The sequence below is a fragment of the Tundrisphaera lichenicola genome (genome assembly GCF_051175385.1).
In the GTDB taxonomy this organism is placed as follows: Bacteria; Planctomycetota; Planctomycetia; order Isosphaerales; family Isosphaeraceae; genus Tundrisphaera; species Tundrisphaera lichenicola.
On record NZ_CP195106.1, the window covers coordinates 4,569,565 to 4,594,651 of the forward strand.

20 protein-coding genes are annotated in these 25,087 nt (G+C 61.3%); 17 read left to right on the plus strand and 3 right to left on the minus strand.

Annotated features, from left to right (window positions below):
• Window positions 1–39: 39 nt before the first annotated feature.
• A complete protein-coding gene (locus P12x_RS17995) occupies window positions 40–1,629 on the minus strand; it encodes an amidophosphoribosyltransferase (RefSeq protein ID WP_435005836.1) in 1,590 nt (529 codons plus the stop codon).
• 286 nt (window positions 1,630–1,915) lie between these two features.
• Here P12x_RS17995 and proB point away from each other — a divergent pair, with 286 nt between their 5' ends.
• The 16 genes from proB to P12x_RS18075 all read left to right on the plus strand — a co-directional run bounded on the left by proB (window position 1,916) and on the right by P12x_RS18075 (window position 22,820).
• A complete protein-coding gene (gene proB, locus P12x_RS18000) occupies window positions 1,916–3,055 on the plus strand; it encodes a glutamate 5-kinase (RefSeq protein WP_435005837.1) in 1,140 nt (379 codons plus the stop codon).
• A gap of 2,760 nt (window positions 3,056–5,815) precedes the next feature.
• Complete coding sequence (locus tag P12x_RS18005; protein WP_435005839.1) at window positions 5,816–6,241, plus strand: NADH-quinone oxidoreductase subunit A; 426 nt, start codon at window positions 5,816–5,818, stop codon at window positions 6,239–6,241.
• Window positions 6,242–6,342: 101 nt separating this feature from the next.
• Window positions 6,343–6,957: an NADH-quinone oxidoreductase subunit B gene (locus P12x_RS18010; RefSeq protein ID WP_435011686.1), complete on the plus strand. Its 615-nt coding sequence runs from the start codon at window positions 6,343–6,345 to the stop codon at window positions 6,955–6,957.
• Window positions 6,958–7,046: 89 nt separating this feature from the next.
• Complete coding sequence (locus P12x_RS18015; protein ID WP_435005841.1) at window positions 7,047–7,580, plus strand: NADH-quinone oxidoreductase subunit C; 534 nt, start codon at window positions 7,047–7,049, stop codon at window positions 7,578–7,580.
• An 87-nt stretch (window positions 7,581–7,667) separates the two neighbouring features.
• Window positions 7,668–8,888 (plus strand): NADH dehydrogenase (quinone) subunit D, encoded by a 1,221-nt coding sequence (gene nuoD / locus P12x_RS18020; RefSeq protein ID WP_435005842.1) that lies wholly within the window; start codon window positions 7,668–7,670, stop codon window positions 8,886–8,888.
• 90 nt (window positions 8,889–8,978) lie between these two features.
• Window positions 8,979–9,542: an NAD(P)H-dependent oxidoreductase subunit E gene (locus P12x_RS18025; protein WP_435005844.1), complete on the plus strand. Its 564-nt coding sequence runs from the start codon at window positions 8,979–8,981 to the stop codon at window positions 9,540–9,542.
• A 124-nt stretch (window positions 9,543–9,666) separates the two neighbouring features.
• A complete protein-coding gene (gene nuoF / locus P12x_RS18030) occupies window positions 9,667–11,061 on the plus strand; it encodes an NADH-quinone oxidoreductase subunit NuoF (protein WP_435005846.1) in 1,395 nt (464 codons plus the stop codon).
• A gap of 65 nt (window positions 11,062–11,126) precedes the next feature.
• Window positions 11,127–12,914: a molybdopterin-dependent oxidoreductase gene (locus P12x_RS18035; protein ID WP_435005847.1), complete on the plus strand. Its 1,788-nt coding sequence runs from the start codon at window positions 11,127–11,129 to the stop codon at window positions 12,912–12,914.
• A gap of 57 nt (window positions 12,915–12,971) precedes the next feature.
• Complete coding sequence (nuoH, locus tag P12x_RS18040) at window positions 12,972–14,045, plus strand: NADH-quinone oxidoreductase subunit NuoH (protein WP_435005849.1); 1,074 nt, start codon at window positions 12,972–12,974, stop codon at window positions 14,043–14,045.
• 34 nt (window positions 14,046–14,079) lie between these two features.
• On the plus strand, window positions 14,080–14,688 hold the full coding sequence (locus P12x_RS18045; protein ID WP_435005850.1) for a NuoI/complex I 23 kDa subunit family protein: 609 nt from the start codon (window positions 14,080–14,082) through the stop codon (window positions 14,686–14,688).
• 53 nt (window positions 14,689–14,741) lie between these two features.
• A complete protein-coding gene (locus tag P12x_RS18050) occupies window positions 14,742–15,608 on the plus strand; it encodes an NADH-quinone oxidoreductase subunit J family protein (RefSeq protein WP_435005851.1) in 867 nt (288 codons plus the stop codon).
• A 48-nt stretch (window positions 15,609–15,656) separates the two neighbouring features.
• Window positions 15,657–16,121, plus strand: a complete 465-nt coding sequence (gene nuoK, locus P12x_RS18055; RefSeq protein WP_435005853.1) for an NADH-quinone oxidoreductase subunit NuoK — start codon at window positions 15,657–15,659, stop codon at window positions 16,119–16,121.
• A 42-nt stretch (window positions 16,122–16,163) separates the two neighbouring features.
• Entirely contained in the window at window positions 16,164–18,218 is a 2,055-nt protein-coding gene (gene nuoL / locus P12x_RS18060) for an NADH-quinone oxidoreductase subunit L (RefSeq protein ID WP_435005854.1), read from the plus strand.
• Between the two features lie 118 nt (window positions 18,219–18,336).
• On the plus strand, window positions 18,337–20,076 hold the full coding sequence (locus tag P12x_RS18065; protein WP_435005855.1) for a complex I subunit 4 family protein: 1,740 nt from the start codon (window positions 18,337–18,339) through the stop codon (window positions 20,074–20,076).
• A 48-nt stretch (window positions 20,077–20,124) separates the two neighbouring features.
• The gene (locus P12x_RS18070; protein ID WP_435005856.1) at window positions 20,125–21,819 is read left to right on the plus strand and encodes an NADH-quinone oxidoreductase subunit N; all 1,695 of its coding nucleotides are present in this window, start codon (window positions 20,125–20,127) and stop codon (window positions 21,817–21,819) included.
• 144 nt (window positions 21,820–21,963) lie between these two features.
• A protein-coding gene (locus P12x_RS18075) for an IS5 family transposase (protein WP_435005858.1) occupies window positions 21,964–22,820 on the plus strand; the annotation gives its coding sequence in 2 pieces (ribosomal slippage) (window positions 21,964–22,630 and window positions 22,630–22,820; 858 coding nt in all).
• Between the two features lie 15 nt (window positions 22,821–22,835).
• On the opposite strand, the gene trmB is transcribed toward P12x_RS18075, so the two are convergent.
• Window positions 22,836–23,471, minus strand: a complete 636-nt coding sequence (gene trmB / locus P12x_RS18080) for a tRNA (guanosine(46)-N7)-methyltransferase TrmB (RefSeq protein ID WP_435005860.1) — start codon at window positions 23,469–23,471, stop codon at window positions 22,836–22,838.
• A 68-nt stretch (window positions 23,472–23,539) separates the two neighbouring features.
• Entirely contained in the window at window positions 23,540–24,028 is a 489-nt protein-coding gene (locus P12x_RS18085) for a 3-hydroxyacyl-ACP dehydratase FabZ family protein (protein ID WP_435005861.1), read from the minus strand.
• A 242-nt stretch (window positions 24,029–24,270) separates the two neighbouring features.
• Between P12x_RS18085 and P12x_RS18090 the strand changes: the two genes are divergently transcribed.
• The gene (locus P12x_RS18090; RefSeq protein ID WP_435005862.1) at window positions 24,271–25,086 is read left to right on the plus strand and encodes a sugar phosphate isomerase/epimerase family protein; all 816 of its coding nucleotides are present in this window, start codon (window positions 24,271–24,273) and stop codon (window positions 25,084–25,086) included.
• Window position 25,087: the final 1 nt, after the last annotated feature.

The window sequence follows — 25,087 nt, forward strand, 5'->3', positions numbered from 1 at the left end:
ACGGAACGCCTCTCATCTAATGATCGTCTAGCCCGTTGTTTAACGCTCGTAAGAACGGACTCCTCGATGGCCATCCCCGCCCGCCGAGACGGCCTCGACCGCGTCGATCTGATAGAGATGCTCTCCGGCCGGGCTCGGGTAGTGGCCCGTGACGCAGGCCCGGCAAAGTCGATCGGACGATAGCCCCACGGATCGGGCGATCGAATCGACTGGGAGATATCGCAGGCTATCGGCACCCAGTTCCTTGGCCATCCGCTGCTGGGCTTCCTCGGAGACCCCGCCGTTGGGCAGGTCCACGAATTTGGGGGCGAACAACTCGTCCCGGCTCGACATGTCGATCCCGTAGAAGCACGGGGCGATGATGGGCGGGCAGGCGATTCGGAGGTGGATCTCTCTCGCGCCGCCTCGATCGCGGATCTCGTGGACGAGCGCTCTCATGGTCGTGGAGCGGACGATACTGTCCTCGACCAGGAGGACCCGCTTGCCGGCCAGGACCTCGGGCAGCGGTGTGTACTTGAGTCGGGCCTTGGAAGCCCGGTCGGCGTTCCCCTCGATGAAGGTCCGGCCGACGTAACGATTCCTCATCAAGCCCTCGACCGAAGGCAGGCCCAGCTCGAACGCCATTGCGTCGGCGGCCGCCTTGGCGGTGTCGGGGACGGGCACGACAATCGTCCCGGCGTCGCGAGGGACATCCTCGAGCCGAGCGAGTTCCTTGCCGAGCGCGGCCCTGCTGAGATAGACCGAGCGATCATCGAGAGTGCTGGCGACATTGGCGAAGTAGATCCACTCGAAGAAGCAATGAGCATGCTTCGGCGAGGGGGCGAACCGCTCGATCCGGACGCCCTGGGCATTGGCGACGGCCAGAGTTCCCGGTTCCAACGACCGGATTCCCTGGAAGCCGAGGTTGGAAAGCGGGACGCTCTCGCTGGCCGCGGCGAAGAGCGGCCCATCCTCGGCAATGCAGAGCGGACGGAAGCCCATCGGGTCGCGAGCCACCACGAGATCCCCGAGGGCCGAGAGCAGGACGACGTTATAGGCCCCGTCGAAACGGTCGGCTAATCGTCCGAATACACCAACCCAGTCGATCACCGGCCCTTCATTCTGCAACTCGTAGCTCAACGAGTGCATCAGGATCTCTGTGTCGGTGTCACGCTTGAGGTGATAATCCCCCTGGTCGAGCAACTCCTGGCGAAGTTCCTGGTAGTTGGTCAACTGGCCATTGAAAGCGAAGGCGAACCACTTGGCCTTCCGGCCGTGATCTCGTTCGAAAGGTTGTGCATAGCTTTTGTCGTCGGCCCCGCAGGTCGCATAGCGGACGTGGCCGATCGCCGCAGGGCCATCCTGGCCCCTCATGATCTTCTCGAATTTCTCTTTGTGATTCAGCCGGAAACCTTCGGCTACGGTCCCCAACTCCTTGTGGGTGGTTAGGATCGCCTTCCGTGTGGGGTTGTAGCTCGTCATCCCCGAGGCAAGCTGGCCCCGATTCTGCATGTCGAGCAGCATCCTGGGGACAAGCCGAGAGACGCTGTTGACGTCGCCGGCAATCGGCGCCAGCCTCGAAACCGAACCGCCTTCGGCATGGCGATGATAGACGGCCGCCACGCCGCACTCGTGGTTCAATTCGCCCATGGGCTAAGGTTTACACCCCGAAAGCTCGACCCGATTCGTGAACCGGGTCAGGAATGAAGGGAGACGACCAACTTTGGCCAGAGGAGGGATCGACTTCGCCTAGGCGTTGCCGACCGCCAGATTATAATGAGCAACACCTCTACCGACAACCTTCATGAGCGAGGCGACTTGAAGACCACACCGTCAGGATGTGGCCGATCATCACGTTCGGATCAACCAGGTTGTCTTGCGGCGTGGTGGTAAACTCCTTCCTCAGAAACGTTTCCTCCGAAAGGTCCGCCCCCCGATGGTCCGCGATCTGGTCCGAGACGATGTGGTTCTTTCGGCCCAAACCTGGGTCGTCAAAGTCGGCACGAGTGTGCTAACCGGCCCAGACGGGACCCTCGATCCCGGTCGGATCGGCCATTTGGCCGAGCAGATCAGCGCCGTGACGGACACGGGTCGAAGGGTTGCCCTGGTCAGCTCGGGGGCCGTCGGAGCAGGGATTGGCCAGCTAGGATTGCCCCGCCGCCCCGATAACCTCCGACAGCTTCAAGCCGCCGCGTCCGTTGGCCAAGCTTACCTCATCCGGGCGTATGATGAAGGGTTTCGAAGGCACGGTCGCCACGCGGCCCAGCTCCTCCTCACTCATGAGGACTTCGATAGCCGACCACGCTATCTGAATATGCGGAATACCCTGACTGCCCTCTTCGAGTATGACGCCGTACCCGTGATCAACGAGAACGACACGACCAGCGTCGACGAGATCAAGTTCGGCGACAACGACAAACTCGCCGCGATGGTCACCAACCTTCTTCAGGCACCCTTGTTGGTTATCCTCAGCGTGGTCGACGGACTTTGCCGATCCGACCCCGGATCCTCCGGGATCGGTGAGGTGGTCCCTCTGGTCCCCAACCTCGATGATGAGATCCTGGGGCTGGCCGGCGATAGTCGAAGCAGCCTCGGGACGGGCGGGATGAGGAGCAAGCTTCAGGCGGCCGGCCTGGTGACGAGGGCTGGGGGATCGGTGATCATCGCGTCGGGAAAGAAGCCCGAGCCGCTCACTCGGATCCTGGCGGGAGAGCCGGTCGGGACGCTCTTCCTGGCCCGAGGGGCGACCCAGGCCGCCAGGAAACGCTGGATCGGCAGCACCGCTCGACCTCGGGGCCACCTGGTCGTCGATGCCGGGGCCCGGATCGCGCTCGAATCGGGCGACCGGAGCCTGCTGGCCATCGGGATCGTCGAGGTTATCGGCGAATTCGAGAAAGGAGACGTGGTCGGCGTCCGCGATCCCCAGGGCCATGAATTCGCGAGGGGATTGATTAATTACCCATCACTCGACACCCGCCAGATTCGAGGCCTCCGGACCGAGCAGGCCCGGCTAGCGATCGGATCGGCACTGTATGACGAAGTCATTCACCGTGACAATCTCGTCCTGACCCGATAGGCCCAGCCTTACGCCGATGATCTCACCGAGTCAAGGGATGGGGAGATCCCGGAACTCGAAAGGCACTTCGGTCGAGACACGCGTCATGCCGTGATGGACGATCATGGAAGGTCGGATTGGTCGATTCTGAGGGATCAGGCTGAGCGTCAGTCGAATTTCTTCGCCATCGAAGGTCGAGCTGGAAGGGAACCAATCCAGAGGCTCGCCCGTGGCATCCAGGATCTCAAGTTGCTCCTGGGGAGATTCGAGGCGGGCCGCAAGCGGATCTATATCCGGTTCGACGACCTTCGACCCTATTCCGATCGACTTTAAAGATAGCTCGATCGTCGCACTTTGACCGTCCTGGGCTCGTCGAAGCTCGTGGATTTTCAAGTCAACATCGGCGCTCCGGAAACTCTTTCCCGTGGCACCGTCCAGTGGAATCATTAACGGATCGGGCTTCCGGGTCGAGACGAGGACCGGCAATGAACCTTTCAGCCGTCGTACCCGGCGGCCGGATGAGTCGGGATAGGTCAGGTCGATCCGAAACCGAATGTGAGGTGAAGGATTGATCCCAAAATAGCCCGAAGCCCGCTGGAGAGTTGCATGTGCCGCCGGCATCAGGAGCGACTTCCCTTGATCGTCGAAGGCCTCCGTGACCCTGGGGTCTCCGTTGCGGGTGATCGAGAGCCGGGGCTCGGCCGCCGTCATAAGCTGGAAATAGAATTGGCGATTCGGAGCCGAGGGACGGCCTGCTTGATCCTCACCCGTTGCTGGGGGAACTTCGTCTATCCCTTGAGCGGGCCTTGACCTCGAAAGATGGATTTCGCTCTGGTAATGAACGCTCGAAAGGGCGGTCCGGAAGGGGCCACTGTCCCAGATGGGTTCGTCGGACGAACTTGGCCCTCGATAAATCGCAAAGGTCCGATCGCGATGAGTGACGGGCGGGGCTGCTCCAAATTCGTAATGCAATCCTCCTGCCTTGCAGAGAGCGTCGATGCCTTCCCAGAACGGGAGGGGCTCGTCGGCCCGGAGCGTGATCCGGGGTGCATCCCCGACCTGACCATCCTCGGCGATGAACTGGAGCGAGAGACCAGATCGATGGTTGATATCGCGAATCACGTCGAGGATCGGAACATCCCGATAATCGAACGAGATCGGTGTGGGTTCGACCAGTAAAGTTGCCTCGATCTGCTCTAGGATGGAGGATGCTCGTAGTCGAATCTCGGGATCTCGCGACCCCAACGCGGATCGGAGGGCCGGAATCGCATTCCGACCAAGCTTGGTCAGGGATACCTCGGCCGACTCTCTCTGCCGGTAACGAGGAGACCCAAGCTCGCCGATCAAGACTGTCGGATCAGGGGTCGCCGCATCAGCCCCGACGAGCGCCAGTACAAGGATCGCGACGAACATCGAGGCACTCCAATCGATTGGATCCAACGGAGGCTGAACGAGCCTCTGGACCGACCATCACGAGTTAAATCGACCCATGACGGTCCCCCATCATAGCTCATCCCCCATGCAATTCCACGGCCGTGTGCCATTTCCCGCGTCGGATCGAAGGTTCGCGAGGTGGAGATCCGATGCCAGATCGACCCGGTTGGAGCACCCGACTTACTATGTTAGAGTAAAGGGTGATACGCAAACACGGGCAGCACTTCGGCCTGCCTTATGCTTGCCTATCCTCGACTTCGGATCGCGCGAGATCCCCGGTCCGCGCTCTGGAAGTATTTCGGGGAAGGAGAACTCGAATGATGACGAGTCTCGGACGACTGACATTGGCCCTTTTGGTGGCCTCGGCCTGGGCCTCGACCGCGTCGGCACAGGGGAATGTTTTCAATCCCTATGGAAATTCCGGGTACGCAGACTACCGGGAATTCGCGTCTCCGAACTTCGGGATCAATCCGAGCATGCCCGGGCAAGCTCGACTCGACAATGTTCCCTTGATCACTCGTCCTCGTGTCAACACCTTCCAGGATTTCACGGAATCATTGGAAAGCGATTCGGGACTGGAATTCGACAGAGGGGTAACCACCCGGATGCCGTATTTCGAGGCTTATCGGCGGTACGACCGACAGTTTAGGCCCCAGTTCCAGCCGAAAGTCGAAGCAGATAAAGAATTTGCCGAGAGGTACAAGAAGCGTCAGGAACTCTATCAACAGATCATGGTCGAAAGAGACCCACTGAAGCGATCACAACTGCTCCGCGAATATCGAGGTTATTCGCTCGACAGGCCGGCTTCCACTCCGAAGGAGAAAGCAGCAGAAGCCAACGCGAAGAAGCCGTCGAAACCAGAGGTGGTCAAGCCCGGCAGGACGACGGCCCCCTTGTCGTCTTCGGTCCGCCCGAGAGTCGCAGCCCCGTCTCCCTACAGGCGGCCGAGCCGGGCGGGCAGTTCGACCCAACCGGGCCGAGCTCCGGCTCCTCCGACGACAACCAGGCCCTCGACCTCGTCAGATCCGGCTCTCGAGGCCGCCCCCAACCCAGCCTCGATCACCGTTCCCCCTCCTCGATGAGCACGGGTGTCGCCGGTGGCCAAGATTCCCTCCAAACTTTGACGCTCGTTCATCCCAGGCCTACAATACCGCCGGTTAACGCAGTTCGCGGAATGGGTGATTGAAAGTTCGACTCGGTGGCCTCTTGCGATCCCGCAATTCCGGCGTATGATCGTGGTCGTCGAGTGATGACACTATCTCCCGGTTTTCACCGGGATCATTTTTGGTCCTACTTTGTGAAACTCTTCACGAAGCGGTCCTCCGGCAGATTGCGGGCCTGACATTCATGGGTACGGAATTCACGCCGATCTTCGTGTTCATACTGGTCGCGATTTTCACCGCGATCAGCATGCTGCTGATCAATGCGATCATAGGTCCTCGAAAGACGACGGCCGTCAAACAGATGCCGTACGAATCGGGGATGGACCCGATCGGCGATGCCCGACAGCGGTTTGATGTTCGTTACTATCTGGTCGCGATCGTTTTCTTACTGTTCGATGTCGAACTTCTCTTCCTCTACCCCTGGGCGGTCGGCCAGTACAGCGTCGATGCTCATGCCGCCGTGGCTGAAGCGGCCGTGGCGGCCTCCGTGGCCCCGGGCATCCCGCCCGCATTCCGCGGGGTGGTGTTCCTGGAAATTCTCGTCTTCATCGTGGTTCTGGCGGCTGCTTTCGCTTATGCCTGGCGTAAGGGGGTGTTCGAGTGGCGTTAGGAATCCCGACTGCCGGCGGCCCGGGCACGCCGGCCCTGAATTCGACCGGGTCCGTCGCCGAGATCAGGCCCCGCGGCTCGATCGAAGTTCCCGAAGGGACCATCATCAGCAAGGTTGAAGATGTCACGAATTGGCTGACGAATTACAGCCGTAAGAACAGCCTTTGGCCGATGCCTTTCGCTACGGCTTGCTGCGGGATCGAGTTGATGGCCGTGGGTGCCAGCCGCTTCGACATCGCTCGATTCGGTGCCGAGGTCATGAGGTTTAGCCCTCGTCAATGTGATCTGCTGATCATCGCCGGTCGGATCGCCATGAAGATGATGCCGGTCCTTCAGCGGATCTGGCTCCAGATGCCCGAGCCGAAGTGGTGCATCAGCATGGGGGCCTGTGCCTGCACCGGTGGCGTTTTCGATACCTATGCGGTAGTCCAGGGGGCCGATCGCTTCATGCCGGTCGATGTCTACATCCCCGGCTGCCCACCTCGTCCCGAGCAAATCCTCCGGGCGTTGATGGATCTCCAAGCCAAGATCCAGAAGGGCGGGACGCTCTTCGGCAACAATGGCCTGCCCGAATTGCAGTCGCGTGAAAAGATGCTTATCGAGAAGCAGGTCCTCGCGCCCGGCCTGGCATTGGCCGAGGAGCGAGGTGACGAGTCTCGTTTCGGTTATCGCCTCCCGGGCGGTACCGGCCTGTTGGGTCGAGATGAATCGAAGTGACCGGGCGATCGCGGGCGATCCATCTGCCGTGAACCTTGGACCGAACGCGGACGCTTGATCGATCGACGCTATTCGAGAGGGTTGACCAAGTGACCGAGGCCGCCGCCACTGAACCCCATGCCGAGACCCTGGCGACCCTGGCTCGCGTCTTCGGCGAAGGGACCTTCCCGACCGAGAGCTTTCGGGACAATTTCCGACTTTTCGTGTCGCCCGATCGGTTGATCGAGGTTCTCGGTACCCTGAAGAATGAGTGCGGATTCACCGCCCTCGCCGAGCTTGGCGGCGTCGATTACCTGGGATATCCGGATCGACCTGCCGGTAAACCCCGGTTCGAGGTTCACTATGTCCTCCTGAACCTCGATTCGCACGAACGGTTGATCCTGAAGGTGGGGGTCGACGATCCCGAGCCGACGATCCCCTCGGCCGTCCCGCTCTGGGCCGGTGCCGACTGGATGGAACGCGAAGTTTTCGACATGTACGGGATCAAGTTTGCCGGCCACCCCGACCTCCGTCGGATCCTCATGCCCGAGGAGTTCTCGGCGCACCCGCTCCGTAAAGACTACCCGCTTCGAGGGCGGGGCGAGCGGCATAATTTCCCGAGGCTCACTCGAAGCGAATCCTGATCCCGACCGCTTTCGCTCGTATCCAAGCCCGAAGTTTCCAAATTTCAGATTGAATCGAGAACCCTGCTCCTTCCAGGTGTAACGACCATGCCGGCCAACTTGCTCGACGAACCGGAGATTGGCGCGGAGTCGAAAGACTTCCATTGGACGCTGAACTTCGGCCCCCAGCACCCGGCGACTCATACCACACTCCGCTTGATCCTGGAACTGGACGGCGAGCGCATCGTCAAGGCCACGCCCGACATCGGTTATCTTCATTCGGGTTTCGAGAAGCTTGGCGAGCATCTTAACTTCAACCAGTATGTGACGATCGCCGATCGCAAGAACTATATCAGCCCTCCTCTGAATGAGGTGGCCTGGCACAATGCCGTCGAGAAGCTTCTCGACATCGAACTGACCAAGCGTTGTCAGTACATCCGGATCATCATCGGCGAGCTGGCCCGGATCAGCGACCATCTGCTTTGCGTCGGGGCTGCGGCGCTGGACCTCGGTGCATTCACCGCCTTTCTCTTCTGCTTCAATCAGCGCGAGTTGATTTACGACGTCTATGAAGAGATGTCGGGCTACCGTTTTCACCCGGGCTACACTCGCGTCGGCGGCGTGCTCCATGATTTCAATGACCGGGTGATCGAACGAATCCGGACGGTCATGAAGAGCCTCCCCAAGGCCCTCGCCGACCTGGAGAAGCTGGTCCTCCGCAACCGGATCTTCCTGGATCGCGTCCGGGGTGTTGGTGTCCTCACGAAGGAGGATGCCATGAATCTCTGCTGCACCGGGCCGATTGCCCGGGCGAGCGGAGTGCTTTACGATCTCCGGAAGGATGAGCCGTATCTGGCCTATCCGGAGTTCGACTTCCAGGTGCCTTACGCCACCGAAGGCGATAGCTACGCCCGATTCCAGGTTCGCCTGGAAGAGATCTATCAGAGTATGGGGATCGTCCATCAGGCCCTGGAAAATTTGCCCACCGGTCCGGTCAATGTTCCGATCGCCGAGAAGTTCGCGGTGCCTGATAAAGGGACGGTCTACAACAGCATGGAAGGTTTGATCCAGCACTTCGAGCTGATCATGCCCAACCGAGGACTGGAATCGCCCCGGAACGAGGTCTACGCCGCGATCGAGAGTTCGAATGGCGAGTTGGGGTATTACCTCGTGGCCGACGGCAGCCAGACTGCCTGGCGGACCCGGACCCGGCCGCCTTCGTTCATCCACTTCCAGGTCTTCCCGCACATTATTAAAGATCACCTGATCGCTGACATCGTGGCGATCCTGGGGAGTCTGAACATCATCGCGGCCGAGCTGGATCGCTGATTATCATCGCTAAGGGATGGGTTTCAGGCCTCGCGAGAGTCCTGAGAGATTGAGTCCGAGATTCGAGCTGCGTGGGAGGAACACCGAACGATGGCCGCCGAAGCGACGACGCCGATCCTCACCGATGCGATCCGGGAGAAGATCCTGGCTTACGTCCCGCGATATCCGAGCAAGCGGGCGGTCACGCTCCCGGCCCTGCACATCGTCCACGAGTATCTTCGTTGCGTGCCCTATCAAGCGATGGCCGAGATCGCGGAGTTGCTGGAGATCACGCCCGCCGAAGTTCACGACACGATGAGCTTCTATGGATTCTTCCCGCAGGCTCCGATCGGCGACGTTCGGGTCTGGATCTGCCGTTCTCTATCGTGCATGATCACCGGCGGTGATGAGATGCTCGAACACGCCTGCACGAAACTCGGTGTGCGTTCGGGGCAGACGACACCCGACGGCAAGCTGACCGTCGAATTCGCCGAATGTCTGGGAATCTGCGACTTCGCACCCGCCGCACTCGCCGACGATGGCCGGATCTACGGGCCGCTCACCCCCGAAAAGGTCGACGCCATGCTCGACGAGTTGAAGAAAGGCCCGATTGATCCGTCCCACGGACTCGAGCCTTCGGATGGCCCGGCCGTCCCTTCGGAGTCTCGGGTCTGAGGCTGTCTTCGACTGGATCGTACCGTGAATCATTCAATGGGCCCGCCCTCCTCCGAGGCGCGATCGCCGATCCCGGGTCGGATCAAGCCGGACCCCGCCCCCGGCCCTTGTGGAGTTCTTGAACATGGCCGCCTTTGAACCCGTCCTGACCCGGAACTTTGCCGTTCCCGATGGCCACACCCTCAAGGTCTATGAGTCACGCGGCGGTTACCAAGCAGCCCGCAAGGCGTTGACCCAGCTCGACCCCGACAAGGTCATCGGAATCGTCAAGGAGTCCGAGCTTCGGGGTCGCGGCGGGGCCGGGTTCCCGACTGGTCTGAAGTGGAGCTTCCTGCCGAAGGAGCGATCGCAGACCTTCATGTGCGTCAACGGCGACGAGTCGGAGCCGGCGACCTTCAATAACCGCCAGTTGATCGAGCTCGACCCTCATCAGTTCATCGAAGGAATTCTGATCTCCTGCTTCGCCACCAAGGCGTCGATCTCTTACGTCTATCTCCGGTTCGAATACATTCACGCCTTCCGGATCATGGAGCGGGCGATTGCCGAAGCTCGGGCCGCGGGGCACCTGGGCAAGAATATTTACGGGTCGGGCTTCGATCTGGAGATCTACTGCCACCGGGGTGCCGGGGCCTACATCTGCGGCGAGGAGACCGGGCTGATCGAGAGCCTGGAAGGGAAGAGAGGCTGGCCCAGGATCAAGCCCCCCTTCCCGGCCATCGAGGGGGCATTCCGCAAGCCGACGGTCGTTAATAATGTCGAGACCCTGGCCTGCGTCCCGCACATCATCGAGCGAGGGGCCGATTGGTTCAAGTCGATCGGGACTCCCAAGAGCTACGGTCCGAAGCTTTACTGCGTCTCGGGTCACGTGAACAAGCAGGTTTGCGTCGAGCTTCCGCTCGGGGTGACGACTCGAGAGTTGGTCGAGGAACATGCGGGCGGGGTCTGGAAAGGTCGGAAGCTCAAGGCAACCGTGCCGGGCGGAATCAGCATGGGTGTGATGTCGGCCGACGAGCAGGATGTCCCGCTGGACTTTGAGGAGATCCGCAAGACCGGCTGCCTGGGGCTCGGGACCGCCGCCGTCACCGTGATGGACGACCAGACGAGCATGGTTGACTATCTCTACAACACTTCGCGGTTCTTCGCCCATGAGAGCTGCGGCCAGTGCACCCCCTGTCGCGAGGGGACTACCTGGATGTATAAGACATTTTCGAGGATCAAAGCCGGGGGCGGACGGATTGAGGATCTGGACGTGCTGAGCCAGATGGCCGATAACCTGGGCCTGACCCCGGGCACGACCATCTGCGGTCTGGCCGACGGCGCCGCCTGGCCGGTCAAGAACGTGATGAAGAAGTTCCGCCCCGAGCTGGAAGAATACATCCGGACGCACCAGTCGGCCCGCCCGCTGGTCACTCCGCTTCAGAAGTCCATCGCCGCCGGAGTCTCGGCGGACCCGACCAACGCGGCCCTCCAGATCTTGCCGAGCCCCGCCTCGGCCCTCCGTTCACCGCATACTTCCTGATCCGAGTCCAGAGACCGAGAGCCGATCGCCCCCGGGCCCGTGCCGAGCCCCTCGAAGGAATATCGATGGCGACCATCATCATCAACGGTCAGGAACACACGCTCCCCGAGGGCGAGAAGCTCAACGCCATCCAGGCCGCCAAGCTGGCCGGGGAAGAGATCCCCTATTACTGCTGGCATCCTGCGTTGTCCGTCGTCGCCAATTGCCGGATGTGCGAGATCGAGGTCGGCTCGAAGGATCCGAAGACCGGCGAGATCAAGATGGTCCCCAAGCTCGTCCCCGGCTGCCAGACGCCGGCCAAGGACGGGACGGTCCTGGTAACCAACAGTACCAAGGTCCAGGAACATCAGCGGATGATCATGGAGTATCTGCTGATCAATCACCCGCTCGACTGCCCGGTCTGTGACCAGGCCGGGATGTGCGGCCTGCAGGATTACAGCTACGAGTACGGACAGTCGAACCATCGATTCGTCGAAGAGCGGACCGTCAACCCGAGGAAAGACGTCTCGGACGCGATTCAACTCAACCAGGACCGGTGCATCATGTGCACCCGTTGCGTCCGGTTCACTCGCGAGATCACCCAGACCGGCGAACTCCAGGTGATGGCCCGCGGGAATCACGCCGAGATCAACGTTTTCCCGGACCACCCTCTCGACAATCCCCTGGCGGGCAACGTTGTCGATCTCTGCCCGGTCGGTGCCCTGCTCGACAAGGATTTCCTCCACAAACAACGCTCCTGGTTCCTCTCGAATCGCGACGCCATCTGCGTCGGCTGTTCGACCGGTTGCAACGTCAAGGCCGGCGAGAACCGCGGCCAGATCTGGAAGTTCTCCCCGAGGCACAACCCGCTCGTCAACGACTACTGGATCTGCGACGAAGGTCGTAACAGCTACAAGGCAGCCAATGACCCGGGACTTCTCCACTCGTCCTACGCGAAGGCCTCGGGTCAACTCGGACCAGTCCCGATCGACGAGGCCCTGAAACTCGTTGGTCAGAAACTTGGCCAACTGGCCAAGGACGGCAGCCCGGTCGCCGGCGTGATCTCGCCGTTCCTGACGGTCGAGGAGGCCTATCTGATGGCCACCTACCTCAAGGAATTGAACCCGGCCAATGTCCTGGCCCTGGGACCGATTTCGACTCGGGGCGAAGATCAGACCTTCATGCCCAACTACAACAAGGGGCAGTCGGGCGATACCAGCTTCGTCGTCCCTCGACCATTCACGATCCACGCCGAGAAGTGCCCGAACCGAAAGGGAATCGAAGCGATCCTGGCCCACGTCCAGGGAGAAGTCATCTCCTTCGATGCCATCAGCAAGCGGGCTGCCTCGGGCGAGTTCAAGGCCCTTTACTTCACATCCGATTCGATCGAACCCTGGGGGACCGAGGCCGAAGCCCAGTCTCTCCGGGCCGGGGTCCAGTTCCTGGTTGTCCAGGACACCCTGGTTACGCCCCTGGCCCAACTGGCCGATGCGGTCCTGCCGGGCGGGACATTCGCCGAGAAGGCGGGCTGCTACGTCAACGCCGATGGGCGACTCCAGTACGCCGAGGCAAGCCTGCCCCCTCGCGATGGCGCCCTGCCCGACCTCGATATCTTCGCCGTGCTGATGGGACGAGCGGGAGGCCCGGTGCGATCGCGCGACGTCCTGGCCGAGCTTTCCGGGGTGGTCCCCGCGTTCTCGGTCGCTGACGGCGGCGTGATCCACGAGTTTGGGGTACTGCTGGGCCAGCAAAATGAGAATGGGGCCGTCCCGGCGGGGGTTGGAGGTCGATTCGACGACCCCTGGCAGATCCCTCGCCGACTCAAGGGGGACAGGCCGGGCGAGCCGAGCCCGAAGGGTGGCCCGAATGCTTGACGCGACCGATCGGCGACCGGACGGTTCTCCCTGGGGTATCAGAAAGGCAAGCGGCCGATGAACTGGACGGCATTCTGGGATCTCGTGATCATCGTGGTAAAGATCCTCGCCGTGGTGGGGATCAGCCAGGGAACGGTCGCGTACCTGATCCTCCTGGAGCGGCGGATCGCCGCCTGGGCGCAGGACCGAATCGGCCCGAATCGCGTCGGCCCATTTGGCCTGATCCAGGCGTTGGTCGACGGGGCCAAGATGGTCTTGAAGGAAGACGTGACCCCCGGTTATGTGGCCAAGCCGGTGTATATTCTGGCCCCGGCGATTGCCATCATCGCGGCCACGATCGGCTTCGCGGTGGTCCCCTTCGGCCCGGTCGGCGAGACAGCCCCTTCGCTATTCGGACACCGGATCGACTTCCAGATTGCCCCGGGCATCGACATCGGCGTTCTTTACATCCTGTCGATCGGCAGCCTGGCGGTTTACGCGGTGATCCTGGCGGGTTGGGCCTCTAACAGCAAATATTCGTTCCTCGGTGGGCTCCGATCGAGTGCTCAGCTGATCAGTTACGAGATCCCACTGGGCCTGTCGATCCTGGGGATGGTCCTGATCACCGGGACGCTCGACCTCAACGAGATCGTCAACTGGCAAGACCGGAATATCTGGGGCTGCTTCGCCCAACCTATCGGATTCCTCCTGTTTCTCGTGAGCGGGTTTGCGGAGACCAACCGCCTCCCCTTCGACTTGCCCGAATCGGAGCAGGAACTGGTCGGCGGATTCCACACCGAGTACTCCTCGCTCAAGTTCGGTATGTTTTTCCTCGGTGAGTACCTCCACGTGATCACGGTCAGCTTCGTGACCGTCATCCTCTTCTTCGGAGGCTGGGACCTTCCCTTCGTCCTGGATCAGGAACAGACCGGGTGGATTCCCGCCCTGGCGAAGTTGGCGGTGATCTCGACCAAGGTCCTGCTGATGATCATCTTCATGATGTGGATCCGTTGGACACTCCCCCGGTTCCGATACGACACGTTGATGGACCTGGCCTGGAAGCGAATGATCCCATTGGCCCTCATCAACCTGACGGCCACGGCGTGCCTCTTGTACACGCTCCGGGACATCCTGGGTTTCAAGTTCTATTGATCGGCCCACCGGCCCGAGATACGGAGCGAGCGCGATGAAGGCCGACGACGCGAACCTCAAGCGTGTGACCCCGCCGAAACTGACCTTGCTGGAAAAGACATATATCCCCCAGATCCTGGGGGGGCTGGCGATCACCGGCAAGCACATCCTCGGGGCCACGCTGGGCAACGGATCGGTCACGGTCCAGTATCCGGAAGAGCAGCACATCACGCCGCCCAATTATCGGGGCGTCCATCGTCTGAACAAGGACGACCAGGGCCGGGTCAAGTGCGTCGCCTGCATGCTTTGCGCCACGGCCTGTCCGGCCCATTGCATCGATATCGTCGGGGCCACCGCTCCGGACACCTGGCCTGACCGCGAGAAATATTGCGAGAGCTTCGTGATCGACGAGCTTCGCTGCATCTATTGTGGAATGTGTGAGGAGGCCTGCCCGGTCGAGGCGATCGAACTGACCGGCCTCTATGACTTGACCGGCCTCTCCCGCGAGCAGATGATCTTCGACAAGGCCAAGCTCCTCTCGGTCTTCGATCTGACCAAGGACGCCGAGCCGATGAAATACAACAAACCTCCCGCTCCTGGCGCGCCGGTCTCCACCGAAGTCATCCCGACCAAGGTGACCTCCGGGCCATTCTCGCAGTCCTGAACCGAGAGGCCGAAACTCACCCGGACCCGTACCGCCCGAGGACGACCGAGACCGTGGATACGCTCCCCAACTCCGAAATCATCAAGATCCTGCTGACCATCGTCCTAGGGGCGACCGGGACCTACCTGCTGCTCCCCCAGAAGCACGATCGGGCCCGGCCGAAACTCGGCTATCGGGTTGGATTGGCGTTTTCGACCCTGGCCGTGTTGAGTTTCGCCCTCCTCTGGAAGACTGAAGGGGGCGATTTCATCAGTCGGGCATTCTTCTACCTCTTCGGCTTCACCGCGGTGGGCGGGGGCATCCTGACGGTCATCAGCCGGGATCCGATCCACAACGCTCTCTGGTTCGCCTCCGTCGTCCTCTCGTCTACCGGACTCTTCTTGCTTTCTGGGGCCCAGTTTCTGGCCGCGGGAACCGTGATCGTGTATGCCGGAGCGATCGTGGTCACGTTCCTGTTCGTGCTGATGCTCGCCCAAAAGGAGGGCCGGGCGGTCTACGACCGGATGGCACGCTCGCCCTTCTGGGCGACCCTGGCCAGTTTCCTCCTGCTCTTCTGCGTCACATTCGCCGTGGTATCGCTCCGGACTGCCGAAACAGGCAAGCCGGATGCCAATCCGGCAAAAGCACCCGTCATCTCGGCCTTCCAGAGGCTCCTGGTGCCTCAGACCATGACATCCAACCAGTATCTGGTCCTCTCGAGGTCCCTCCCGGAGACTTCGAGGTTGCCCGAGGCCACCGGCAACGGTCAGGCCTTTAACAGGCACGTCGCGGGACTGGGTGGAACCCTCTATACCGACCATCTGGTGACCGTGGAACTCGCCGGAGCCCTTCTCTTCGTCGCCTTGATTGGGGCCCTTGCGATTGCCACACCGAAGGCCCCCATCAGGCCCTCGACCGCCGATTCGTCGCCGAAACTTTGATCTCCGAGTCCTCCGGCCCTTCGACCCCCGATCCTCGCGAGCCTTGTCATGCCCAATGCCCCATTCGGCTTCGATATGCTGACGAACTATCTGCTGATAGGGGCCGCGCTGATGGCCCTGGGGATGATCGGGTTCCTCTCGCGTCGGAACATGATCGTCATGTTCCTTTCGGCCGAGATGATGCTCCAGGGGGTCGCGACCACCCTGGTTGGCTTCGGCCGTTATCATGGGAACTGGACCGGTCAGGTCTTCACGATCGTAATCCTGACGGTCGCCGCGTGCGAGGCGTCGATCGCCCTCGCCTTGATCCTGATCCTTTTCAATCGCCGGTCCTCCCTGGACGTCTCGCTCTGGCAGGAAATCCGGGAGCCCGGCCTGCCGGCGACCATCGAACCCGACACTGACGCCGAGGATGCAGAACCGTTGCATGGTGTTGAGACCTATCCTCATCTTCTGACCGCCGGTGTCGAGCCGGCCCACCCCACCGAGGCGTGGGCCCAGCGTCGGGACTGATCGCGGACTGCGGATCGCCAAGATTTCGGGAGCAGCGCACTGATGGACGCCCTCGTTCGCAACGCCTGGCTAGTGCCCTTTTTTCCGCTCCTGGGCGGGCTGATCGCGGCCGTCGGCGGCAAGTGGCTCAAGCAGCAATCCCACCTCCCGGTCGTGGCCGGGATTGGGCTCGCCTTCCTGATATCCATGGGACTGCTCAGCAGCGTCGGCTCGACCGAGGCCACGCCCACTCCGATCGGGTGGCTGAACTTCACCGGACTGACCGTCCCGATCCAGTTCCAGGCCGATGGCCTGACGACCATGATGCTGTCCATGGTCACTTTCGTGGCCACGCTTGTCGCCATTTATGCGTCCGGTTACATGGCGGGTGATCCGGGATATCCCCGGTTTTTCGCGGTTGTCGGCCTCTTCGTCTTCTCGATGACCGGGCTGGTCCTCTCTTCGAATTACCTGCTGACCTACGCCTTCTGGGAGGGTGTGGGCGTCTGCTCGTATCTCCTCGTCGGGTTCTGGTACGCCAAGCCCGAAGCGGCCGCAGCGGCCAAGAAGGCCTTCCTGGTGAACCGCGTTGGTGACGTGGGATTCGCCATCGCGATCTTCTGGATGTGGACCCTATCTCCGGGCGGCGACCTGAGCTACGGAGCTTTCCTGGACGAGGCCAATATCGCCGCCCTGCCCCATGCAGCCCTGATCGGCATCCCGCTCCTGCTCTTCTGGGCGGCGACCGCCAAGAGTGCTCAAGTTCCTCTCTACGTCTGGCTTCCCGACGCGATGGAAGGTCCGACTCCGGTCTCGGCCCTGATTCACGCCGCGACGATGGTCACTGCGGGCGTCTACCTGATCGCTCGATCGACTCCTCTTCTGGTCCAGGTGCCCGAGGTTCAGATCGTCGTCTCGGTGATCGGTTGCATCACGGCGCTGCTGGCGGCGGCGATCGCGCTCACTCAGACGGACCTGAAACGAGTCATGGCTTACTCTACCGTCAGTCAATTGGGTTACATGTTCATGGCCCTGGGGGCGGGGGTCGAAGGGGTTGCTGGTTTCGCGATCATCGCCGGGATGTTCCATCTCTTCACCCACGCGTTCTTCAAGGCCTTGCTCTTCCTCGCCTCGGGGAGCGTGATGCACTCGATGGGCGGGGTGATTGACATGCGGGAGTTTGGCGGTCTCCGGAAACGGCTGCCGATCACACACCTCACCTTTGCGATGGGTGCCTTGGCACTGTGCGGTTTTCCGATCTGGGCAGGCTTCTACAGTAAAGATGAGATTCTGATCGCCTTGAAGCGGGCCGGAGAGGCGGCCAACGGCTCGGGAGGAACGGGCTGGGGCTGGGCTTATCACTCGATCTACTGGGTGGCGGTCCTCACGGCCTTCATGACCGCCTTCTATACGGGTCGGGCTTACTTCATGACCTTCTGGGGTCCCGAACGACTGCCCGACCCTTCGTCCTCACCGCATCACGGGGCGACCGAACCCGACGCCGCTCATCATGATTCGCACGGTCACGATGCAACGGGACATGGACACGCAGACGGCCATGACTCTCACTTCGGTCATGAGTCGCCACCGTCGATGACGATTCCGCTGATGATCCTGGCGGTTTGCGCCACGTTGGTTGGTCTGGCGTTTGGGCCGACTCACTGGTTCGAGCATCACCTCGAATTGACCCATGGGCTTCACGCCGAGGGTGCCGAGCATGCCGTCGAGGCCCCGGCCGATCTAGCCACTCCGATTGTGGGTACGACGGTCGCTCTTCTCGGGCTCGGCCTGGCCTTCGCGCTCTACTTCAAGCCGAGCACCGTCCCCGGTCGGATCGCCGCCGCTCTCGGTCCGCTTTACCGGGCTTCTCTGAACAAGTTCTACATCGATGAGCTTTACACCGCGATCATCGTCTGGCCGACCCGCCTCCTGGGCGTGACCGCCGAATTCCTGGATAAATTCCTGGTCGACGGGATCGTCCAGGGAATCTCATGGATTCCGAGACTGGTCGGCAAGCAACTTCTCGGACCGATCCAGAATGGCCTGATCCAATATTATGCGGCTGTGACCGCGCTGAGTGTGGGAGTCCTGCTCCTGGCTCTCTTGTTCCTGATCTAACCCTCAGAACGATCTGTCAGATCTCCGGATTTTTGATTGCAGAAGCATTCTTCGATCGGAAATCCTGGAATCTGAAAACCGGAACCCCGACCTCTCGTAAACGGCCGAGGACCTCGCGATGGCTCTCTTGTTGGTGTTGACGGTCCTGCTGCCGATGGCGGGGAGCGTGGCGTTGTTCGCCATGCCTCAGCTTCCCACGAAGACGGCTCGAACGATTGGCTTGGGGGTGACGCTCGTCACCTTCGGCCTTTCGATGGTCCTGGTTTACGCCTTTCAGACCGACCTGGCCGGGCCGCAGTTCGCCTTCTCGGGGACTGATGGCAAGCTCGGGCTTTCCTGGTTGCCCCAGTACGGCGTGAGATTCGCGCTGGGGATTGACGGGATCAGCCTCTGGATGTTCGCCCTGACCTCGCTCTTGATGATCACCGCGGTCTTCTCTTCTTGGGAGTCGGTCACGACCAGGGCGCCCGCGCATTACGCCTTGCTGCTGGCCTTGCAGACCGGCCTGCTCGGGCTCTTCGCCAGTCTCGATGTGGTCCTTTTCTACATCTTCTTCGAGTTCACCTTGATCCCGCTCTTCTTCCTGATCGGGATCTATGGAGGGCCGGAGCGTAGGCGAGCCTCGGTTACGTTCTTCCTCTACACGCTGGCCGGTAGCCTCCTGACGCTGATCGGCGTGATCGCCCTGGTGGTGGTGAATTACCAGCATTCGGTCGATCACACGCTCACGTTCTCGATCCCCGAATTGACCGCCAAACTGGCCGCGCTTCCCTGGCCGGAGTGGCAATCGTTGCACACTTGGGGCGATTGGCGAGAAGGTAAGGCGTTCTGGGGAACTCCCCAGGTTCTGATTTTCCTGCTCCTTTTCGCCGGCTTCGCGATCAAGGTACCGCTCTTCCCGTTCCATACCTGGCTCCCCCTGGCCCACGTCGAGGCACCCACCGCCGGATCGATCTTGCTGGCCGGCGTGATGCTCAAAGTTGGGAGCTACGGGTTCATCCGATTCAACATGGCCATGACTCCGCTGGGAGCCCAGGCCCTCGCTCCGATGATGGCGACCCTTGCTGTGGTCGGCATCCTCTATGGGGCCTTGGCCGCTCTCGCCCAGAGTGATGTCAAGCGACTGGTTGCCTACAGCTCGGTCAGTCACATGGGGTTCATCCTTCTTGGGTTGTTCGCCTTGAACGCGACCGGGATCGAGGGCGCCGTGATCCAGATGCTCAATCACGGGCTGACGACGGGAGCCTTGTTCGCCTGCGTCGGCGTGATCTACGAGCGATACCATACCCGCGACATGGGCGAACTGGGCGGTCTTTGGAAACGGCTTCCTTTATGGGCGTTCTTTATCATCCTGGCCTCCCTCGGTTCAGCTGCCTTGCCGGGACTGAACGGGTTCGTTGGGGAATTCCCGATCCTCGCCGGTATGTACAAGTCGAGGCCGATCTACGCGATCTTCGCTGCTCTCGGGATGATCCTGGGTGCCTATTACCTCCTGCTGATGCTTCAGAAAGTGGTCTTCGGCCCTCTTCACGAACCCTCGGCCCATCTCGGCCACGGTCATGATGGGCATGACTCGTCAGCTCACCACGAAGTCCGGCCAGTTGCCTGGCATGAAATCGCGGGCCTGACTCCTCTGATGATCCTCATCGTACTCATCGGTATCTCCCCAGGGCCATTCCTCGACCGGATCAAGCCACCACTCGTAACGATCGTTGAGAACCTGACCAAGCCACGTACACCGATTGTGGCCAACGCTCCGGTGATCAGCACGCCCGAGATTGCCGGCCCACAGCCCGTAATCGCCAAGGCTGATGTCCCCGCCACGGCCGTCCGAGCTCCCGGGAAGGGCCAGCGCTGACCCGCCGCTCGATAGACCCGATCACCAACCACCGAGGTCCGCCCGTCGATGACTGCCCTCGAAAATGCCCGGCAAACGCTCCTGATCCTCCTGCCGGAGCTGCTGATCCTGCTCTCGGCCATGACCATGATGACGCTCGGGGCGTTCGTTCGACTCCCCCGGAGGACCTGGGCGGCGGCCTCGGCGGCAACTTTGGTCGTCTCGCTCCTTGCCTTGATCTTCCTGCGCAATCAGGTGACGGATCCTTATGGATCCGTCGCGCTAAATGACGCGATGTCGGGCTATTGCCGGCTGTTCTTCCTGCTGACCGGCCTTCTGGTGCTGGCGATGGCCCACGACCAGGTCGACGACGGTCGAGCCCCCGAATTCTTCGGCTCGCTCCTTTTCATCAACGCCGGGGCGATGCTCGTCGCCGCCTCGAACGAGCTCGTCTTCCTGTTCGTCGGGCTCGAACTCGTCAGCATGCCGACTTACCTGCTCCTGTACCTATCGAGGAGGACCTCGAGCACACAGGAAGCGGCGACCAAGTATTTCTTTCTCAGCATCTTCTCCTCGGGACTACTGCTTTTCGGCCTGGCCTATCTTTATGGGATGGCGGGGGTCAGCAACCTGAAGGCTCTGTCTTACCTCTCGCAGGTTTCGGCCACGCTCCCCGGGGTTCCTCACTCGATTTTCGCTATCATCGCCATCGTCTTCGTGATGGCGGGGCTTGGCTTCCGGGTGGCGGCGGTTCCGTTCCATTTCTATGCTCCCGACGTCTATCAAGGGTCTCCCACGATCGTTACTGCGCTCCTTGCCTGGATCCCCAAGGGCGTCGGATTCGTCGCGATACTGCGTACCCTCACGGCCGTGATTCCGACCGACATGGCTCCTCCCTATAATCTCCTGACCAACCAGGCGGCGGTGCTCGCCTGGATCATCGCGGTCGTGACCATGACCCTCGGCAACACCGTGGCACTGGCCCAGACCAACCTGAAACGGCTGTTCGCCTACTCTTCCATCGCTCATGCCGGATATTTGATGATCGGTGTAGCCGTTGCCTTCCGAAACGGCGATATCGTCAATCACGATGTCATACAGCCGGCGGAGTTGGGGAGCGAGGCCGTCCTTTTCTATCTGGTTTCGTACGCGTTGATGACTCTCGGAGCTTTCGCGGTCCTGATCGGCCTGAGCACGCCCGAGCGGCCGGTTGAAACGCTCGACGATCTGGCCGGATTGGTCCGGACTCACCCCGTGATGGCCCTGGCGATGGCCATCTGCCTGTTCAGTCTGGCGGGCATCCCGCCACTCGCGGGGTTCCTTGGAAAGTTCAATCTGTTCGTATCGGCCTTCGAGGCCTCCAAAGCTTCCGATGCGATGATGTATCAATCGCTCGCGTTGATCGGAGTACTGAACTCGGCCATCGGGGCGTATTACTACCTCAAGATCGTGGTCGCGATGTATTACCGCGATCCGATCGGCCCGCCGCTCAAGCCGAGCCTGACCTGGCCCAATGCCACTGCCATTGGCGCCTGTTCGGTCCTCACGGTCGTCCTCGGGCTCTGGGCCGCGCCGATCTACAGCGCAACTAGGGCCTCGGCGATCGACCTGACTCTGCATCCTCAGCCGATTGCGATCGTGGCCGAAGAGACCACCGAAACCGCTGAGGAAGAACTCCGGAGGGCCAATGAAGAAGCGGAAGCTTCGGCCACTCGCGGCCTGCAGTGGGTTCCACCGGCGGCCCGACGGCCCGTCCGTCCTTGATCTCGACCAAACTGTAACCAGGCCCAGCTGACCCGAAAAGAACCTCGGGTCAGCTGGGCCTTGATGTTTAGAAACTATCTCAAAAGCCATCTTGCCTCCGCTCGGCCCCTCGGTTTCTCATGGAGAGACCAAGGAGACCGAGCGATGGGACGGAAGAAGCGGGCGGTCAAGCCCCTCGAAACGATCTGGGAAGTCTCGGACGAGTTGTGGGCGAAGATCGAGCCCATCCTGCTGGAGGACGCCCCGCCACCACCCCCGGCCAAAGGGGGCAGGAAGCGCACCGACTGGAGGGCGGCGTTCAACGGGGTCATCTTCCGCATGCGATCCGGCTGCCAATGGAACCGGTTGCCCGAGCGGTTCGGAGACGACAGTTCGGTCCATCGCTGGTTCCAGCGTTGGAACAAGAACGGCGTCATGGAGAAGATCTGGGCCGTCCTGGTTGAGGACTGCGGCGAACTCGGAGGCGTCTTGTGGGAGTGGCAAAGTGCTGACGGAGCGATGGGGAAGGCGCGGTTCGGAGGCGACGAGGTCGGCCCGAATCCGACGGATCGCGGGAAAAACGGCGTGAAACGGAGTGTGATCGTCGACCAGGACGGCGGCCCGCTGGGGGCCGTCATCGCCGGGGCGAATGTCCATGACGCCAAGCTCCTGGCGGCGACGATCGAGGCGATCGTGGTCGACCGCCCGGAGCCGACGCCGGAGGCCCCGCAGCACCTTTGCCTGGACAAGGGCTACGACAATCCGACCGGGCGTGAGGCGGCGTCGGCCAAGGGCCACACTCCGCACATCCGCCGGATCGGAGAGGAGAAGGTGGTAAAGCGCGGGAAAAAAAGCACAGGCCCCGCCGGTGGGTAGTGGAGCGGACCCACTCCTGGCTGTCGAAGTGCCGCGCGATCCTGGTGCGCTACGACAGAAATTCATTCAACTACCTGGGCTTGATTCAACTTGCGTGTGGCTTGCTGTGGTATCGAAGGCTTCATCGGCTGCAAGCCGAGACCTAGTTTTGAGATAGTTTCTTAGATAAACTGTGACACGTCGAATCGATAATGAGCCCGATAGATCGGTCGACCTTCGATTCTGTATTTACGCTCGAAGTTGGTCAGGTAATCGTGATCGTGCTCCGGCGGCTTCGGCAGTGGCTCGGGCTGGGCCTGAAATCGAGGGTGGGTCGTCATCAAGTCACGGATCACGCCGAAGTATTCCTCGACGTCCGTTGCAATGTGGAGGTCGCCGCCGGGTAGTAGCGTCCGTTCGACGTCGAGGACCAATGGCTCGGCGAACACCCTGCGCTTCCGATGCCGAGACTTCCACCAAGGGTCGGGGAAGTAGACGTGGACGGCGGAGAGGCTCGCCGGCGGGACATAGCGGCTCATGAACAGAAGGGCATCGCCGGGCAAGACCCGGACATTTGCAAGCCCTCTCTTGGCGACACGCTCGGCACCCTTTCTGGCATATTTCTTGGCCATCTCGATGCCGAAGAAGTTATGGCCTGGCTCTGCCGTTGCCGCGTTGACTAGGAACAATCCTTTTCCCGACCCGATCTCCAACTCGACCGGGTGGTCGTTACCGAATAATTCGGGCCAGGAGATGAGTGGCGATAACGAGTCGTAATCGATGAGATAGGGCGAGGGATCGATCATGATGCTCTGCATGGGGAGGCATGCCCCGAAATCCTTGATCGTTCGATCAGGATCCCGGGCAATTCTGGAGTGGGAAACGATCAGACGGTCTTTGGCAGCGGGACGCCGATGATCCTGGCGTGGAAAACCATGTTGGTTCCGACGAAACCCTGAGTCTCGAAGATCGTCTGGCGACGATGCACCCGGCTTGCCTTGGAGACGAGGACCAACCGATCGCCAGGCCGGACCTGACCCCGGAATCGGACGTCTTCCATGCCGCCGAATCCGATGAAGCTTCCTTCGGCCAGGTTGATGACGTGACAGTAATAACTAGCAAGTTGCGCCGCAGCCTCGCACATCAAGACGCCGGGCATGAGGGGGTATCCGGGCATGTGGCCACGGACCCAGAATTCGTCGGCCTCCACGTCCTTGTATCCGATGGCCAGGTGCTCGGCCGGGTCGAGATGGACGATCGCGGTCAGTTGCTCCATCTCGAACCGCTGGGGATTGCCCCTGCGAATCGCCTCCCGATCGGCCAGGACACGCGTGGTGTCAATTGTCGCGGGATCGACCAAGGCGACAGGCGGCATTCCCAATCATCCTTTCCCACGTCCGGTGCCCCGCGGCGCGGGCGTTCGAGCTTCGAAAAAAAGCCAATCCAAGAGATCCACCCGCAGTTTCAACTCGCGGGTGGACTCAAGTGGTTAGATCATGAATCGTCCCGATATCATGCCTTGCTAACCCTCCGACGACAAGGGGGCTCACCCCCGAGCGACGCAAGGATAATCCCGTCATGGTGATATCGACCGAGATCAGGCGGAATTTGGGAACCATGATCGCTTACGGCTTTCCGAAGCTAGAAGTCGCGATCGACCTCGAAATCGCCCGTCGAATCGGTGCCTCGCTCGTCGAGGTCTTGCCCGACTGGAAATCCCAGCCCGACCCGGTTCTTGTGCGAAGACGAGCCGAAGAGTTTGGTCTCTCCGTCCATAGTGTGCACGGATGTTGGGGGGGCCGGACCATTCGGGCTAATCGGGTCGACTTGGGGAATCCGGACCCCTCGACCCATCGAGCGAGCGTTCACGATCTGAAACTCTGCATCGACTGGATCCTGCTTGCGGGGGGAACTTTCCTCGTCGTGCATCCCGGCGGTTATTCCGCCCCCGAGGATGCAGTGGAGCGGGCCGATTCCCTGGCGCTTGGGCTGATCGCCCTGGCGGATCATGCCCGAGGGACCGGGGTGACTCTTTGTGTCGAGAACATGCCGCCTGGTGTTCATCCGGGTAGCCGAATGAAAGATCTCGCCGCTCTCGTCGATCAAGTCGGTCGGGCCGAAGTCGCTCTGGCCCTGGATACCGGCCATGCTCACATCTCGGCCGACCCCGCGACCGAGACGATCGCCGCGGGCAAACGATTGGGGACGACCCACGTCCACGATAATGACGGTGCACTGGATGCCCACCTGCCCCCCGGCCTAGGTTCGCTCGACTGGGGCGAATGGGTAAAGGCGCTCGACGCAATTGACTACCGGGGGCCGATCGTTCTGGAGTGTATCCGACATCTCCGCCAGTTCCCCGAGAACATCGACGAGTCATTCCTGGTCCGATTGCAACGGTTAATCGGAGTGGAGCGATCCGGCGGTGATTGAA